The sequence below is a fragment of the Cyanobacterium sp. HL-69 genome (assembly GCA_002813895.1).
GTDB lineage: Bacteria > Cyanobacteriota > Cyanobacteriia > Cyanobacteriales > Cyanobacteriaceae > Cyanobacterium.
In genome coordinates, this window is the sequence record CP024913.1 from 16,584 (window position 1) to 32,945 (window position 16,362).

The 16,362-nt window shown below is 35.1% G+C and carries 15 protein-coding genes; 9 read left to right on the forward strand and 6 right to left on the reverse strand.

Annotation, left to right across the window (positions count from 1 at the left end; all coding sequences use genetic code 11):
• Positions 1-2: 2 nt before the first annotated feature.
• From AA637_RS14835 to AA637_RS14845, 3 genes are all read left to right on the forward strand, one after another.
• The gene (locus AA637_RS14835; RefSeq protein WP_446684670.1) at positions 3-200 is read left to right on the forward strand and encodes a hypothetical protein; all 198 of its coding nucleotides are present in this window, start codon (positions 3-5) and stop codon (positions 198-200) included.
• Positions 197-790 (forward strand): restriction endonuclease subunit S, encoded by a 594-nt coding sequence (locus tag AA637_RS14840; RefSeq protein WP_446684671.1) that lies wholly within the window; start codon positions 197-199, stop codon positions 788-790. Before AA637_RS14835 ends, AA637_RS14840 begins: the two co-directional genes overlap by 4 nt.
• 481 nt (positions 791-1,271) lie before the next feature.
• Positions 1,272-1,871, forward strand: a complete 600-nt coding sequence (locus AA637_RS14845) for a tyrosine-type recombinase/integrase (RefSeq protein WP_446684672.1) — start codon at positions 1,272-1,274, stop codon at positions 1,869-1,871.
• Here the strand turns inward: AA637_RS14845 and AA637_RS14850 are convergent.
• The gene (locus AA637_RS14850; protein ID WP_446684673.1) at positions 1,868-4,843 is read right to left on the reverse strand and encodes a Tn3 family transposase; all 2,976 of its coding nucleotides are present in this window, start codon (positions 4,841-4,843) and stop codon (positions 1,868-1,870) included. The genes AA637_RS14845 and AA637_RS14850 overlap by 4 nt on opposite strands.
• Positions 4,844-5,063: 220 nt before the next feature.
• Between AA637_RS14850 and AA637_RS14855 the strand changes: the two genes are divergently transcribed.
• On the forward strand, positions 5,064-5,420 hold the full coding sequence (locus AA637_RS14855) for a type II toxin-antitoxin system VapC family toxin (protein WP_446684674.1): 357 nt from the start codon (positions 5,064-5,066) through the stop codon (positions 5,418-5,420).
• 338 nt (positions 5,421-5,758) lie between these two features.
• On the opposite strand, the gene AA637_RS14860 is transcribed toward AA637_RS14855, so the two are convergent.
• Both AA637_RS14860 and AA637_RS14865 read right to left on the reverse strand, forming a co-directional pair.
• Entirely contained in the window at positions 5,759-6,094 is a 336-nt protein-coding gene (locus AA637_RS14860; RefSeq protein ID WP_446684675.1) for a hypothetical protein, read from the reverse strand.
• A 664-nt stretch (positions 6,095-6,758) separates the two neighbouring features.
• Complete coding sequence (locus tag AA637_RS14865; protein ID WP_446684676.1) at positions 6,759-9,254, reverse strand: DUF3987 domain-containing protein; 2,496 nt, start codon at positions 9,252-9,254, stop codon at positions 6,759-6,761.
• Positions 9,255-9,700: 446 nt separating this feature from the next.
• On the opposite strand from AA637_RS14865, the gene AA637_RS14870 reads away from it, so the two are divergent.
• From AA637_RS14870 to AA637_RS14890, 5 genes are all read left to right on the forward strand, one after another.
• Positions 9,701-10,006: a hypothetical protein gene (locus tag AA637_RS14870; protein WP_446684677.1), complete on the forward strand. Its 306-nt coding sequence runs from the start codon at positions 9,701-9,703 to the stop codon at positions 10,004-10,006.
• A 437-nt stretch (positions 10,007-10,443) separates the two neighbouring features.
• A complete protein-coding gene (locus tag AA637_RS14875) occupies positions 10,444-10,716 on the forward strand; it encodes a small RNA NsiR4-regulated ssr1528 family protein (protein WP_446684678.1) in 273 nt (90 codons plus the stop codon).
• A gap of 94 nt (positions 10,717-10,810) precedes the next feature.
• Positions 10,811-13,381 (forward strand): type I restriction-modification system subunit M, encoded by a 2,571-nt coding sequence (locus tag AA637_RS14880; RefSeq protein WP_446684679.1) that lies wholly within the window; start codon positions 10,811-10,813, stop codon positions 13,379-13,381.
• A gap of 106 nt (positions 13,382-13,487) precedes the next feature.
• On the forward strand, positions 13,488-14,594 hold the full coding sequence (locus tag AA637_RS14885; RefSeq protein ID WP_446684680.1) for an ImmA/IrrE family metallo-endopeptidase: 1,107 nt from the start codon (positions 13,488-13,490) through the stop codon (positions 14,592-14,594).
• Positions 14,581-15,111, forward strand: a complete 531-nt coding sequence (locus AA637_RS14890; protein WP_446684681.1) for a hypothetical protein — start codon at positions 14,581-14,583, stop codon at positions 15,109-15,111. The genes AA637_RS14885 and AA637_RS14890 overlap by 14 nt, the downstream gene beginning before the upstream one ends.
• A 17-nt stretch (positions 15,112-15,128) precedes the next feature.
• Here the strand turns inward: AA637_RS14890 and AA637_RS14895 are convergent, their stop codons facing one another.
• The 3 genes from AA637_RS14895 to AA637_RS14905 all read right to left on the reverse strand — a co-directional run bounded on the left by AA637_RS14895 (position 15,129) and on the right by AA637_RS14905 (position 16,327).
• A complete protein-coding gene (locus AA637_RS14895) occupies positions 15,129-15,353 on the reverse strand; it encodes an AbrB/MazE/SpoVT family DNA-binding domain-containing protein (RefSeq protein WP_446684682.1) in 225 nt (74 codons plus the stop codon).
• Positions 15,354-15,548: 195 nt separating this feature from the next.
• The gene (locus tag AA637_RS14900; RefSeq protein WP_446684683.1) at positions 15,549-16,004 is read right to left on the reverse strand and encodes a type II toxin-antitoxin system YhaV family toxin; all 456 of its coding nucleotides are present in this window, start codon (positions 16,002-16,004) and stop codon (positions 15,549-15,551) included.
• Entirely contained in the window at positions 16,004-16,327 is a 324-nt protein-coding gene (locus AA637_RS14905) for a hypothetical protein (protein WP_446684684.1), read from the reverse strand. Before AA637_RS14905 ends, AA637_RS14900 begins: the two co-directional genes overlap by 1 nt.
• Positions 16,328-16,362: the final 35 nt, after the last annotated feature.

Sequence of the window (16,362 nt, forward strand, 5' to 3'; positions counted from 1 at the left end):
AAATGGACTCGGAGATTAGAGCTCAAGAGTTTGATTTAATTCTTGCAAGAGAAGCACCAGTTGGTGAAGTTGGTATTATTCCGAAAAATCAAAAGGCTTGTTTAGGGCAAAGAACAGTTTTATTAAGACCTAATCCTCAAAAAGTATATCCATATTATTTATTATTTCTTTTACTATCTCGTGAAGTAAGCATGAGATGATGATACGGGCTTCTGGTTCAACAGTAGAACACCTTAATATGTCTGATATTCGTGGGTTAAAGTTACCAGATATTCCACCACTGGAAGAACAAAGGGCGATCGCATCTGTTCTTTCTTGTTTAGATGAGAAGATAGATAATTTAAGGAAGCAGAATAAAACCCTAGAGGCGATCGCACAGACGTTATTTAAGCATTGGTTTATTGACTTTGAGTTTCCCAATGATGATGGTAAACCCTATAAATCCTCTGGCGGTGAGATGGTAGCTTCTGAACTAGGAGAGATACCCAAAGATTGGACTGTTGGAAAAATTGAAGATACTGGCAAAGTTATCTGTGGCAAAACACCTTCTAAATCTAATAATAGTTTTTTTTGTGGAGAAATTCCGTTTATTAAAATTCCTGATATGCACGGTAATATTTTTATTTTGGATACGACGGATAAATTATCGGCTCTGGGGTCAAAAAGTCAAATTAATAAACTTTTACCTCCATATTCTTTAAATATTAGCTGTATTGCTACTGTAGGTTTAGTTACGGCGTTTGAGAGTAGCATTTGTACAAGAAACCCCGATAAGAACTGTACCAATTAAACCCTCTAAAATTTATCACCCTCAAACGCTTGAAATCTCGTAGTAGATTTCTGTACCAAATAGACCTTAGTTTAATTAATACAGTGATCATGTCTAAAAAATAGGTTCTTGAAACTTAGACAGAGAGAGAACTTTAGCCTTAGCGTGGTTTTCTGTACGGTTGCTACTCAAGCCCCTTATCCAATTGTTTATTTCTTTTTCCAACTTTAACTTGCTTTCGTCGCAGAGGTTATATTCGTTAATACTAAGGGCGTTGCTGAATCAAGGTATGGAAACAAAAATAAAATAATCTCAAATAGGCCTAAATAGAAGGTTCGTGTAACGAGGGGCAATCAGTATAGAAGTACTACTAAAAAGAGGATTTTTTTGTATTGAATGATAAGAAAATTAAATAATAAACATTGCCTAGTTCGTCTTCTTTTAGGCAAAGTATAATGGAAAAATATATGCAACCATAGAGACTTGATGGACATAAGTAATCATGGCTCAACTTTCATTTTCGGCAAAGATTTCAAATCCTCCTCCAAAAAAACTACCATCACTTGGTAGAGAATATCTGCGTCCATTAGAAGTCCAATCCCTGATTCAGGCTGCCAGAAAAGTAGGTCGTCATCCCCATAGAGATAGTTTGATTATTTTACTAATGTTTCGTCATGGACTCAGAACAGCTGAATTAGTAGCTCTCAAATGGTCACAAATTGATTTATCAGAGGGTTATATAGAGATACATAGAGTTAAACAAGGACATGATAGTATTCATCCTCTACGTTCACCTGAATTGAGGGCTTTACGTCAAATACAAAGAGATTATCCCGAAACTCAATATGTTTTTGTATCGGAATACAAAGCCCCCTTATCAACCAGAACCATTCGTCATATTATAGCCAGAGCTGGGGAACTAGCTAAAATACCCTTTAGAGTACACCCCCATCAACTACGTCATGCCTGTGGCTACTATCTAGCATCACTGGGCCATGATACTAGAGCTATTCAAGATTATTTAGGGCATAAAAATATTCACCATACAGTTCACTATACCCAAATGTCTCCCCATAGGTTTGAGAACTTCTGGAGAGACTAAGCAATTAATAATTGCTCTAAACCAGCAATTCTTTGAGAAAGATCGAGCTTAAAAGTACCATAAGGATTAACGTGACTGAAAATTAAAGGAGTAATCGCTCTTTTATCAATTTCAGTGAGTTGTTGTTGCCATTGATCCTGTTTTAATATTTTTTGAATCATTAAAGTATTGACATAAACGAGACATATCTGCAACAAATGTAAAGATAAAACGGATAATTCCTGACTCTCCAAACGATTTGAGGCAAATTCTCCACCTTTACCATAAAAAATAAAATCATTAACCCCATTCCAGCGTTCTACTACATTTAAACCTTCATTAATCTCCCTTCGTACATCCTCTGAACAAAGATATTGACATAGGAATATTGTTTTAATAGCTCGACCTAATTCAAGTAAAGCCAAATATGTAGGATGTTTAAAAGAATTTTTACTAAAACGTCTGAGAATAGCCTCAGTTTCTGCTGTCCCTAACCTTAAAGCTGTGGCATACTTCACCATCTGGTCATACTGTTGACGAATCAAATCCCAATTAATCGGACGGGTTAGAATCGGCTGTAAATGAGGATAAGCATTACTGACTTTGGTGAATGGACGATATAACTTCTGTACCTTAATTCGTTTTAATCGGGGCATCAACTGAAACCCCAACAAGTGAGTAAAGGCAAATGCTATTTCACTTTGACCATGACTATCAACATAGTTTTTCTGCACATCCATATTAGTACAATGGCGTAATACCCCTTCAATCATAGCGGCAACCTCGCTACTAGAACAGGTTTTGAGTTGTGAATAGATACAAGTCGATTTCCTCTCAACGTGCCAATAAATCATGACTCCTCGACCACCATAGCGTAAATGATACTGGGTCATCAGGTTTTGATCATAAGCTCCAAAATGTTTGCTATCACTAGCACAAGTAGTTGTTCCCTCTCCCCAGACATGAGGATTACGAATCTCAAAAATGGCATTAATGACATCCCCAATGGCACTTCTTAGCTGATCTTTATGGATGTAGCGACGACGTACATAGAGCAAATCTTGATATTTTTCACCATTTATACCTGTATTAATTCTTTTTAACCCGGTATTAGTTCCCATACCATAAATACATAGTAACAATCGCTTTTGCAATGAAACTCTATCAATAATCTCCCTTGTACCCATGGTTTTGAAGTTACGAGTAAAATCAACTCTTAAATCTGTCTCCTTGAGAATATCTAAAAGACTGGTATTCGCCCAAGTTTCATTGATTTCAGCCTTAAGTCGATTCAGATTTATTGGTTCAGGTACTGCTTCAAAAGGACTAAGTCTAATCAGTCCATTTCCTTTACTGATAATGGCAACATTTTTATTTTTTGGCATCCCTTGATCCAACTTATCCAATCCTTCTGCCATTTCTTGTTGTAACTTGGAAATAAAAGTTTCTACATCCTCGGGAAGAGTTAGAGCTTGGTAGTAAATTTGACGGTATTGTTCAAAATCTGTAGGTAAATCATGATCTGGATTACCATAACGTGATGCACCAACTACCCAAATTTCTTTACAACTGAGTCTTTCTCTAAGGGCTTGTAAAACACTTATTTCATAGTTAATCCGGTTAATTCGTTCGTTTCCGTCTTTATCAGTTTCCAAAAGAATATCTTTCCAACCACTTTTGACAACTCCATCAATGGGTATTTCTTCTGTGACATCATAATATTTGGACTTACTTTCTGTGTATTTTTTGAGTAATTCTAAAGATTTAATCACAGGGCGATGAATGTCATTATTAGAGCGAAATTTTAATACAGATAGAAAAATGGGAATCATCCGACGGTAGTGATTGGCAAAGGATGCACGCATTACTTTATGAACTCTTTGGCGATAGGCTATACCTGTAGCTTTGTACTCAGTGACCAAATCTTTGAGAGTTTTTTGAGAAACGACTGGATAGATTACTTTTTCTATTATTCCTTCTGGTTCAGCGGCGGCTACTTCAGCAATACGGAATAAGATGTTGGTTTTTCCTGTTACAAGTTGAAAATCGGCGACTAATTCTTTGTTAATACGTCTTTCTGCTCTTGTACCTATACGTTTGATAATGTTTATTAGTAGCTCGATCAGATTGTCCGTAATTTCTTGAGTGCGTTCCACAAGGAAGGCACTCATTAAAGTGTAGCGAATAGATGATGGATGTTGCCGTAAATGATAAGGGGTTTCAGTTGCTGCTCTATGACGGTAATTTTTTATTAGTTTTGGTGAAATTCCCTCAAATAAATCAGAAGGTAAACCTACACTTATAATTCGTTTGAGTTTTTCAATTTCTGTTAAGAAAGTGCCTAAACCTACAGGACCTGGATCTGTTTTAAGAAAGGCAAAGTCAGATATTTTAAATGTAGATGAATCTGATGAGGTAGTTTTATTTTCTTCAATTGATGTGTTTAATATGATGTCAATTTCAGTTATAGTTTCAGCTGATAATTTAGTAAATATTTGATTACAAAAGTTACTTTCATATTGATTTACGGTGCGACGAATTAAACGTTCTAATTGTTTTGTTGTTGGAGGTTCAATTTGTAATAGGCGAAATCTTTGATATATTTCTTCTTTCAGTGCTTCAAATCTTTGCTTAAACGGTAAAATATGAACCATTAACCAGTCCGATGCTTCAGATGAATCTGATAATGTAGCTGTCCGAAATCCAAACAATTCACGAATTTCAGCACGATGATTTTTGATGGTACGTCCTTGCCAATTATATTGAGAATATAATGAAGAATTTATTTCTAGTTGTAACCCAATGTAGTCAATAATTGTTTGCGGTATTTCAGCCCTATCATCTGGAAAACGAGCCATTAATTGAAAATATTTAAGGAGAATTGCAAAGCCTATCTGCCCCGCACCTAGTTTCTTTTTGACTAGTTCTAATTCTTGGGGAACAAGAGTCCAATTTTCGACTAATTCCTGCGTGTTCCAATCGAGCTTTACCAAAATATGTTTCTCCTTGTAAGTTAATCTTGACCAGAAAAAAGCATAAACGAATTTAGCCTTATAATTTTACCTAATTTTAAATGTACATCAAGACATTTTTGTCAACTATTGTTCGTTTAATACATTAGATATACTTATATTTGCTCCATGAAAATAGAATTTTTGTATTGTCAAGAAAAAATCTCTGAAATCTATGATTAACAAGCATTTCATTCATAGATTGCCCCTGGTTGCACGAACCTTCTATTTAGGCCGTAGAGAGCAAATAGCTGTTTGTGCAGTGGTGAAGGGGGAATTATTGTATGGCGCCATGGGTAGTAATAATCCTGTTAAGGCTCTGAATCTACACAGAGCTTTTTTGAGTCAGTTTGTGTCTTTGCCTTTTGATGATAGTTGTGCAGAGGTGTATGGTAGGATTAGAAAGGATTTAGCTAATCAAGGTAAGCCTATTGGTGCAAATGATTTGTTAATTGCTTCTATTGCTATGGCGAATAATCTGGTTTTAGTTACCCATAATGTAAGGGAATTTAGTCGAGTCAAAGATCTACAAATTGAGGATTGGGAAGCACTATCTTGAAGAACCCGGGGTTCGCTTCGCAACAGATTAGGGTCTTTATTTATTTGCCCATATTTTCATAAACGCTCCGGCGCACCGCATAAATTCCTAATAATAACCAGCGCACCGTAACCCCAACCTATAACGCACTTGTGGGGTGGAGCAATCACTTGTTTGTTTTCTTGTACACCACCAATGGTGGTGAGGTAGATTAAATGATACCGATCCTGTAAAAGTTTATCCGTGGCACAAAAAACTGCACTGCATTCATGCTCCCAAAAAAAAGCACTGAGTAAGATACCCCTTAAAACTAAAAACAATCAATTGTTACAATAGATTTAAAGCCCCAACAATATTGGTTACCTTCTGAGTATCCTGATCATTTCACCGTCTCTTAATTCTCTACCAAGGTTCTCAAAGTTAGTGGTCTTTCCGTTCTCATCTACCACCACGGGAATCATATTATCGTATAGATTTTTCATGTTAATAATCATCAGTGCAATTTCATAGAGATCTCCTGTTTCTGTATTCGTTAATAAAGACTCACTGAAACCAAACATTTCCTCACTCAACTCAAAAATAACTTGCCGTTGTTCATCCGTTCTTGCATTCCGAAGACCGTTTACAGCAATTAGTAGCAATGCTATCTCATCCATTCTAGGGTTACAAAAAGCATCTAGGAATATCTCGTGCATTCCTTCTCTATATTCTTGAATATCCATATTAATCACCCTGAATTACATCGTTATCATAGCATGAAAGCCTTATACTGTATAACTTTTGTTTGTTATTTATACCATTATTGAATCTTATATTTTGAGATTATTACTATAGTTTGATTCTTTGTCTAAATTTGTCTAAAGAAATGTCTAAACTTAAAAGATTTTTTATGAAACTCTATATATCTTTTAAAATATAAGGATTAGCAACTTTTGAGAAATATATTAAAAAATATTGTCTAAATTGTGTCTAAACTAAGCTGTACTACTTATAATATATAGATTATAGAGATTATATATATATTATAAGTACCTATAACCCTATATATACCGTTACTCATTTACTTGTTTAGACGTACCTTTACACATATTTTTGAATTTTTTATTGATATATTTTCTTATTAGTAGAAAAAAAATTTTACTGGTCATATATAGTTATTGAGAATATCAGCAATAAGGTGTCAAAAATACCCCCTATCTACCTAATTTTGTCTAAACTGTCTAAACTAACTATAAAAAAAACGCTGTAGCTTTTATTTTATAAGCATTACAGCCTATATTTTAAGTTTAGACGATTTTAGACAGATAAAATAGAACCCTCACGGGGCAAGGATTCTAAGTTTAGACGTTAGTTTAGACACTATTTAATTTTTACTTTTACCCCTCTTTTAGTGGGTATCCTGACTAACTTATCATTCTCAATTAAAAGCAATAAGAGTTCATCAATTTCTGTGGCAGGGGTATCTTTAAAATCTCTGATGAACATTCTGATATTAGAAGCTGTAACCTCACCTTTCTTGGCTACAAGTTCAAGGATTTTAACCAGTCTTGCATCCATGAAGTTTTTTTGGCACTTGATAGCCACATACTCAAACTGTCTGAGATAATAGAACACAACCTCAATGGCTAATTTCATAATTTCCTCAGTGATGATTAGAGGGCTAGGCGGTGCCAATTCTGTATTGAGAATATAGTGCCATGTGTGCAAGATACCAGCAACCCGTAATATAGCACCCTCACCCTTACTATACTTAGCCCTTAATTGCTCAGTGGGCAAAGTCTCTTTAATATCAATCAACTTTCTTTGGGCGTTCTTGAAAATAGGATAAACCTCACTAGGTACTATCAGATCTGTTTCATCTAACTTGGTAATCTCATCAATGACGTGACCCAGTAACTCAGATAATCCACTATCAACAAAGTGATCCGGTAAATACTCTTTGGGTAGTTCACCGCCCCAAAAAAACCATCTTGCACTGATACCTCTTGAGTCATCACCATTGTTAAATATCTTTTCAAGGGCTGACCATTGAATCGTACCAGTTACTGAGATAGCTGTTTTCTCAATGAAAATATTACTATCTTTATTAGCACGGGTTTTGATGACTTGACCACCATCATATAGCTCAAGTTCACGGGCTACGTCATCACCACTATAAAACTTGTTTTGTCTTTCAAAGTAACCTGATAACTCATCACAGAAGCATAAGAAGCCTTTGGGGTTTTCTTGGTGAGCTAATAATAATCCATCAATGGTGCTATCTTTCACCATATATCTAATCATTTTAGGTTCTGGTAAATTAGCCCTAGCATCCTTTGGTAATAACTCATTTTCCTGATATTCTCTCAGTTCATCCTTATATTGCTTATATGCTTCTAGGTTCTTATCCTTGAGGGGCTTAATAATAGTCATGGTGGTGGGGGTTTTCTTTTTCCCACTATCAGCAACGATTGCAGTTCGGAGGATACAGGGCTGTCTATATTTAGGATTATCCTGTAGTACAACGCTTCTTCTTGTACCGATCGCCCCACCAATAACAGGTAAAAGGATGGTAAATAATGCCATGGGGTTTGTGGGTAGGTTGAGGGCTTCTTGCTCAAGCATTGAGCCGTATAAAACCCCTAATACCCTTTTTAAATCAAGACTTTCATGGGGGATTTTTAATAGGTCATCAACCCGTGGGGATAATTCCTCAATATCAATAATCTGATTATCTAGTTCTTTTCTAGCCTTGATAGCCTTTTCTAGCATTGTGGCTTGAATAGGATACTGTGAGCAAAACTCAGCTATCTTCCCCCTGTAACCAGCTTCAGTATAAATAGGTTTGCTAAACTCATCTATGAATTGCCTCATAATACTGGGAAAGTCATTCTCTCCAATCCCATGGCGATTATAGGTTGCGTTTAGCTTTCCCTGTAAATCGGTTGTTACAATTGAATTGTCTATATTTAATAGCTCTTCTAGGTTAGCCCCCACAGTCAATTCAATGTTGGTTTTAATGGCTTCAGGGCTTAACTTAGTATGTTTTGAGTATTCTTCAAAGTCACCGTGTTCTGGTACTTCAGGAAATAGATAGCTAATGGGAAAAATGATGAAGGGTATGCCCTGAGATGCTACTATATCCCTCGTCTTGATTGCCTTGTCTAATCCTTGTTTATCATTATCCGTAATGTAGATTATGCCCTTTATCTGATATTGCTTAACCCGTTCACAGAGTCTTATTATGTGGTCTATGTCTGTGGCTTTACTCCCCAATATGCAAGTGCTAATCAAACCTTTATCTAAAGCATAATCACAAGCCTTTTCCCCTTCAGTCTTTAATATCCATTTACCTGTAGCTTGGGAAAATAACTCAAGGTGGTACGGCTCCCAAATCTTTGTAATCTTTGACTTGTCACTACCATTCTCATAACCGTAAAAGTTTTTTTCTCGCTTCTCCTTCCCATCCTTTCTTTTAGTGGTTAATACTCTTTTTACCTTGTTTCCCCCCGGGTAGTTTAACCACATGGCATACTTTTTCAGTGATGCTTCATTCTCATACTCGGCTATCATCTCTGTCACAGGGGATTTATAGTCAACGGTAGTGGCTATAACAATCGGATCTTTCGGAGGTGAGTAGGTTTTAATCTCATCCTTTTTCGCCTTGTGGATAGATAACCCTTTCCGTTCACCAACCCATTTGAAAATCTCTTTATTGCATTCACCCCCTGAGTTATAGCAATTGTATTTTTGTCCGTCCTTGGATATTGAAAAATCATCACCGCCACAAATAGGGCAAATATACTTACCCTTTGTGGTTGTAGGCGTGAATAGATCAATATGTTCCCCTATTTTAAAGGCGTTATCATATGTCATAATGTTATTAACAAGATTTGTTTGAATGAGCGTTTGCATCGCTCATTTATATTATACATAAAAAAGGGTTGGTGATCCCTCTAAAATCACCTTTTTTTATATTTATTTTTAGGGAACTATAAGCTCTCTTTTTTAGTGTAAACGTTTACACCAAAGACCCCATTTTTCGTCAGAATAATCACTTTTGAGGTCAACTTAAAAAGTTGTTATTCGTTGTTTAACAACAGTTTTGACTATTTTCTCATTGTGTTTATTTAATAGGTAAATTTGGAAATAACTGTTTTATTACAAATTAATAAGAATTAGAGTATTTAATCCTTAACTTAGATTGAACCACAACTTTGTGGTTAATCTCTTTACTCTATTGTTACAAATGACAACTCTATTGTTACAATAGATAGATAGTGATATAATATTCTTAACATCAAAAAGTATTATATATTAGTATGAAAAAGTGTAATCCTAATTCATTAGCAAACCTTAAGCCTGGGTTCAAGCCAAAGTGGAAGGATACCAATACCAAATTAATTAGAATACCCGTGGCATTAGAGAAACAAGTATTAGACTATGCCCATCAATTGGATGATGGTGTTACTACTTCCTCTGATTCAATTGTTACAAATGATTTACAGGAAGAATTGATGAAGCTCATGGCAAAAGTTAATGATATGGAAAAAGGCTATAAAAGCAACTCCGCATCACAATTGGTCAAGGATCTCAAGGCTTTATCTGACCAATACAATTTATTGTAACAATTGATTAAAACAGGAACAAAAGTCTATTGTAACAATTGATTAATTAGATCGTGGAATATGGCTTGAGAATACCTTAACCGTTATCAACTCATTATCAATACTCACATCAGTATTAATGGTAAGCTCACCCATACTCTTAGAGCTAAACCTAAGATACTTTTGGATTAGCGCATCGGAACCTTATGTTTACCCCTAATTAACGCACCACTCTGACTGTCTTTCTGGCTAAAGGTTTGAGAGCATCATTATTGATTAGCGCAGCGCTATTTTGATTCTTAAACTAAGGAAGTAGGGTATTATCCGCTGTCTTGGTAATCTCTCCTGCTTCCCGAATAAGCGAGTTGCCACGCTTTTTACAGCTTCTCTCGCTTTACCCTATGTCAAACTCAGGTTATGATAAAACTCATTAAAAAGTTTAAATTCTCGTAAATAAAATGCAAACTGGTGCGGATGCGGTAGATAAAGCAATTGAGCTTGGAATAGATTTAGATGGTAGTCCTATCCCTGAAGCTAAACTAAATTTATACAATAAAGTCATGGGTTTAGAAGGACAAAGACAACGTAGTGGAGTTAGCAATACCATGCGCTCAAGAATAGTGCGCATTGGAGCAAAACATATTTCCCAAGAAGAACTAAATCAAATGCTTATTGATAGTGACTTTGCTCCTTTGAAAGAGAAAGAAATTGCTTTTTATTACACTAAGTAGTTAAACGTCACAACAACTCTAACGTTTTCTAAGAACGAAATCTGATAGTGTTAATTATCAGTAGCACTAATCAGAATCAAAATAGTTAACAATAATGGATATAAGTACCCACAACAAATTAGTCTCGTTCATTTGGTCGATCGCCGATGACTGTTTACGAGATGTATTTGTGCGGGGAAAATATAGAGATGTAATCCTACCCATGTTTGTCTTGAGAAGGTTAGATTGTCTCTTGGAAGAAACCAAAGACAAAGTGATGGAAGAAGTTAGCTTTCAGCGAGAGGAAGTGGGCTTAGTAGAGTTAGATGCAGAAGGGCTGAGGGAGGCTTCTGGTTATGTGTTTTATAACATCTCTGATTGGACTCTCAAAAAAATAGTTAGCACTGCGGTTAATAATGCCCAAATACTCGAAGCTAATTTTAGGGCTTATTTAGATGGATTTAGCGATGATGTAAAAGAAATTATTGATAAATTTGACTTGCGCAACCAAATCCGCAAGATGAGTCAAGCGGATGTATTGTTAGATGTTTTGGAAAAGTTTACTAGCCCTGAAATTAATCTTAGCCCCCATGATGTAGTCGATAGTAACAGCAGAAAGTTGGTAGGATTAACTAACTTAGGTATGGGTTATGTATTTGAAGAATTAATCCGCCGTTTCAATGAAGAAAATAACGAAGAAGCAGGGGAACATTTCACCCCCCGTGAAGTAATCCGTTTAATGACTAATTTACTATTTGTACCAGTCAAGGATAGTTTACCCCCTGTAATGCTAGTCTATGATGGGGCTTGTGGTTCTGGGGGAATGTTAACCGAGTCTCAAAACTTTATTAAAGATAGTCAAGGTGACATTGCATCCTCCGCAACCGTCCATCTATATGGTAAAGAAGTGAATGGGGAAACCTATGCTATCTGTAAATCTGACATGATGATTAAGGGTAATAACCCTGAAAATATTAAGTTTGGTTCAACCCTTGCTATCGATGACTTTGCCGGGCTTAAATTTGATTTTATGCTGGAAAATCCTCCCTATGGGAAGTCGTGGAAGACTGAGCAAAAATATATCATGGATGGTACTAATGTTTTAGATCCTCGTTTTGAAGTACCGTTAACGGACTTTTGGGGGGAGGTTAAAACCGAAAAGGCGGTGCCAAGGTCATCCGATGGACAGTTATTATTTTTAATGGATATGGTAAGTAAGATGAAACCCTTATCCGATAGTCCTTTGGGTACGCGCATTGCGTCGGTACATAATGGTTCAGCTTTATTTACGGGGGATGCAGGTAGCGGAGAGAGTAATATTAGACGTTATATTATTGAAAATGATTACCTGGAGGCGATCGCCCAGTTACCCCAAAACCTATTTTATAATACGGGCATCAGTACCTATGTTTGGATTTTATCTAACAATAAAAGCCCAGAGAGAAAGGGAAAAGTACAATTAATTGACGCTTCTAATCTTTATCGTAAATTACGCAAAAATTTAGGAGCAAAAAACTGTGAATTTGCCCCCGAAGATATTGAAACAATTACTAATATTTATCTAACTTTACGGGATGATAGTCAACAAGATGAAAAACTTAGATCCTCTGTAACCCCCCTTAATAAAGAGGGAATAAAACAATGTATTAGTAAAGTATTTAATAATCATGATTTTGGGTTTTATAAAGTAACCGTAGAACGTCCATTAAGATTAATGGCTCAATGTACCCCTGAAAGGATAGCTAGTTTACGCTTTATCAATACTATCTCAGAGCCTATGGAGTGGGTTTACAATCATTTTGGGGATAAAGTTTATCAAGATTTAAAAGCCCATGAAAAGGAGATTAAAGACCATTTAGAAAAAGAAGAAATTACCGTTAGTCCTGCTAATTTAAAATCATTACTATCTCAGAAAAAATGGCTTGAGCAAAAGGAATTAATGGATAAAGCTCAACAAATTGTTAATCATTTAAATACAAGTATAGGTATTAATAATAATGATAAAGTTTGGACTGATTTTAACTTATTTAGTCAAGAGGTAGATAAAGCTATTAAGCAATTAAATATTAAGCTCTCAGCATCCCAGAAAAAGCAATTTTTAGGGGCAGTTAGTTGGGTTGATGAATCAGCAGAAAAGGTTATTAAGAAAGAGCATAAGCTCAAAAAAGAGAAGTTGGAGGAGTTATTAAACCAACTAGGCACAACCAAGGAAAACTTGGCTAATTTTGGTTATTTTCCCACTGATAAACCTGATGTTTATGTCGAATATGAAAGCGATACTAATTTACGAGATACTGAAAACATACCTCTTAATTATCGTCTGGCTTCTTCCACCATAATTAATCAAGATGTAAGTTATTCAGCTTCTGGTGATAAGGGTTTGAATACTGATGAGAATTTGAATACTGATAAGAGTTTAAATACCGATAAGGGTTTGAATGCCTCAACCTTTGTTGATAGGGTTGCCATAGTGGAGGGTTACTTTTTAGAGGAGGTGCGCCCCCATGTAGAGGATTCTTGGTTAGATATGAGTAAAACTGTTATTGGTTATGAGATTAGTTTCAATAAGTATTTTTATCAGCATCAACCCTTAAGGAGTTTGGAGGAGGTAAGCAAGGAGATGTTAGAGTTAGAAGCACAAACGGAGGGTTTATTAAAGAATTTGCTTAGTTTTGGGGATAAATAGAGCTAAATGCTAATTCACGAAAATTAGTTATAATGTAAAATATATTTTACAAGTTAATTAACTTTATTAGTCTAAATGTAAAAGCAATAAACATAATAATACCTTTATGAAAGAAACGATCTCATCTAATTTGATTCGTTATCGTAAGGGCTTACATATATCCCAACAATCTTTGGCTGAACAAACAGGGGTTACACGACAAACCATTAATAATTATGAAAAAGGGAAAACTTTACCAGATAGTAAAACCCTTAGTCTTTTAGCACGAAGTTTGGGGGTAACTCTTGATGATATATTACGCCCAATTGATCAACTACCTAAAACGAATAATTTTTGTTTTCGCACTCATTGTAAATTTACTCAAAAGCCACAATTTACAAGCTATGTAAATAATTTATTAAACATTTATACGGCTCTTGAAGTAGCCGTTGGGTTGCCTCCTTATGCCCCAGAAACAACCCCTTGTAATGTGCTAGAAGGTAATGAAAATCGCATTCAACAAATAGCTAAGTCTTTTCGTCTTCGTTTAGGTATCGGTGATGCACCCATTCCGAATCTGTTTGAAGCGGTAGAAGAGTTAGGTTTAAAGGTTTTACGGCTACCCATTGAGCAAAAAGACTTTTTCGGGTTAAGTGCCTGTAGTAACAGTCAAGGTGCTTTTGTACTAATTAATACCCATAATATTAGTATTGAAAGACAAATATTTACCCTTGCCCATGAAATTGGACATTTGATTTTCCATCGAGATGAATATCAAAATCAACTGATGATAAGTGAAAGTCGGGAGGAAGAAAAAGCGAAAGAAAAAGTAGCTAATTATTTTGCTAGTCATCTACTTGTATCCCAAACAGCTTTTGATTTAGCACATCAAAACATGACTGATTTACTAGAACTGAAAGCTCATTTTCGGGTAAGCTATACCATGATTTTGAAGAGATTTGATGAATTAGGAGTTATCGATTACGGCAAATTTATTATCAAAATTCGTTCCGATTATAAACGCCGTAATAAAGAATCTTTGACTAATGATATTGAGCTTGAACCCAAGTTAGCAGAAAAGCATTTTCCCGTTAATCAACGTTATCAAACTCTTATTTGGAAGGCATTAAAAGGGGAGAAAATTTCTGAGTCAAAGGCAGCGGAACTTTTAAACATTACCATTGAGGCTTTAAGACTGGCAAGAATACAACAGGAGGTATATGAGATCGCCTGAAGTTGACATTTTAGAGCAATATGATGGAATTATATTGGACGCAACAGCACTAATTGATTTTGTTTATTTGGGGGATTGGCAATGGCTTCAAAGTCATTACGCCCCCTTATATATTGCTCAAGAGGTTTTAGACTCAGATCAGTTAGAATTAGAGACAAGGGAAGTTGCCCAAAAGTATCTTACTCCTATAGTGTTAGATACAGAAGAGATGTTTAGGAGTTTTATAGATTTTGGTGGGGAATTTCCTTTATTAAGTATGGCAGATCGATCTACTTTGGCTATTGCAAGTCATCGTTTTTTATTGTGTGCTAGTGATGATGGGTTGGTGGTGGAAGCCTGCAAAAAATATCAAATTCCTTATATTAGGGCTTTGAGATTTTTAACAGAAATGGTAAAAACGAATTATAAAATTGTTGAGCAAGTTAAAATAAATGCTCAAAAGTTGATCGATGAAAGGGGCAAACATATTTCTCCTAAAATTATTAAGAGTTGGTATCAGGAGTTATCTAGGCTTTAATTATTGAATTGTTTACTTTATTGTGCTAACTCTCGTAGGGCGTTGCGATATTGTTTCATTACCTCCCGTGCGGTGTCCATTTCCTGTTCAAATTCGGGATTATAGGGGGTAATTTCAAAGCCGTTGGGGGTAGCGGTAAGATAAAGGTTGTCGCCTTTTTCTATGTGCATTTTTGCTAATACTTCTTGGGGCAATACAATCCCTGTGGAGTTATCAATGGTAGTTACTTTTAGTTTAAACATTGTTTTATTAGATGTTTGTTATAACTAATATTATAGTTTTAAAAAAGAAAATAAGTTACTAAATAATATTAAATACAATTAAATACTATTCACTATTATTTATAATTAATTACTAATTTATAATTAATTACCAACTTGTAGTTAATTACCAAAATTTAATGATAGTTATTGCTTTGTTTAAATTCAATGAAACTATTAATTATCATTTTCTGAGTTGTTAACCAAGTCTAAAAAACTACTCATATCTTCAGGAAAATTACCATTAGTAACCATCTTAGAAAATACCTTATAGCAATCTTTTTTATCTCCTTCTTTGCGGGGAAAGCCTAGCCACAAAATAATAATTGTATTTGCTTCTTTAAATACTCGGAAAAATAGTCTATACCTTGATGGTAAACCCATTTTTTTGATACGACTATATTTTTGTAAGGGTTTTTTAAGGGCGAAATAAGAGGCAAAAGGATCGTTTGGTATTTTATCTTTTATCCCTTGATCTAAGGCTTTTAATAGTTTAACTTCTGGGTGGGTAATGAAGTTTTCTGGTTCTAACTTTTCTTTAAGATATTTAACTCTATTTACTAACTCTAACCATTGTTGATAAAAAATAGGATGAAAGTAAATTAAATATCCATTTATTTGTATGGGCTTCATTATTCTTCTATATCAACACCCGTTAATAAATTATCTATTTCATCGCTCATTTCTTGGGTATAAGGCTTGAGTTGTTCTGGATTTTTTAGGGCATCTTTACTTAAAAAGTCAAGAAAAAGACTCATCATTAATGTTTCTTCTTCCTCGTCGTCGTTGTTATTTTGGGGGTTAATCCGCACTAATAATGTATCGTCGTTTAATACTTCTATTTCTCCTGGGGCTTCGGCAAATTGGGGATTTTCTTTATAAAAGGCACTGGGAAGGCGAAAACCTTGTTGATTGCCTATTTTTGCAGGGTTTATGGTGTATGTTTTTTGTTTCATGATTATGGTAAATAATGTTATTATATTTTGTTATA

What these genes read in the sequence shown, in the direction of transcription:
- AA637_RS14835 (WP_446684670.1), top strand. Translation starts at nt 3, where the DNA reads ATGGACTCGGAGATTAGAGCTCAAGAGTTTGATTTAATTCTTGCAAGA.
- AA637_RS14840 (WP_446684671.1), top strand. Translation starts at nt 197, where the DNA reads ATGATGATACGGGCTTCTGGTTCAACAGTAGAACACCTTAATATGTCT.
- AA637_RS14845 (WP_446684672.1), top strand. Translation starts at nt 1,272, where the DNA reads ATGGCTCAACTTTCATTTTCGGCAAAGATTTCAAATCCTCCTCCAAAA.
- AA637_RS14860 (WP_446684675.1), bottom strand. Translation starts at nt 6,094, where the DNA reads ATGCACGAGATATTCCTAGATGCTTTTTGTAACCCTAGAATGGATGAG.
- AA637_RS14865 (WP_446684676.1), bottom strand. Translation starts at nt 9,254, where the DNA reads ATGACATATGATAACGCCTTTAAAATAGGGGAACATATTGATCTATTC.
- AA637_RS14870 (WP_446684677.1), top strand. Translation starts at nt 9,701, where the DNA reads ATGAAAAAGTGTAATCCTAATTCATTAGCAAACCTTAAGCCTGGGTTC.
- AA637_RS14875 (WP_446684678.1), top strand. Translation starts at nt 10,444, where the DNA reads ATGCAAACTGGTGCGGATGCGGTAGATAAAGCAATTGAGCTTGGAATA.
- AA637_RS14880 (WP_446684679.1), top strand. Translation starts at nt 10,811, where the DNA reads ATGGATATAAGTACCCACAACAAATTAGTCTCGTTCATTTGGTCGATC.
- AA637_RS14885 (WP_446684680.1), top strand. Translation starts at nt 13,488, where the DNA reads ATGAAAGAAACGATCTCATCTAATTTGATTCGTTATCGTAAGGGCTTA.
- AA637_RS14890 (WP_446684681.1), top strand. Translation starts at nt 14,581, where the DNA reads ATGAGATCGCCTGAAGTTGACATTTTAGAGCAATATGATGGAATTATA.
- AA637_RS14895 (WP_446684682.1), bottom strand. Translation starts at nt 15,353, where the DNA reads ATGTTTAAACTAAAAGTAACTACCATTGATAACTCCACAGGGATTGTA.
- AA637_RS14900 (WP_446684683.1), bottom strand. Translation starts at nt 16,004, where the DNA reads ATGAAGCCCATACAAATAAATGGATATTTAATTTACTTTCATCCTATT.
- AA637_RS14905 (WP_446684684.1), bottom strand. Translation starts at nt 16,327, where the DNA reads ATGAAACAAAAAACATACACCATAAACCCTGCAAAAATAGGCAATCAA.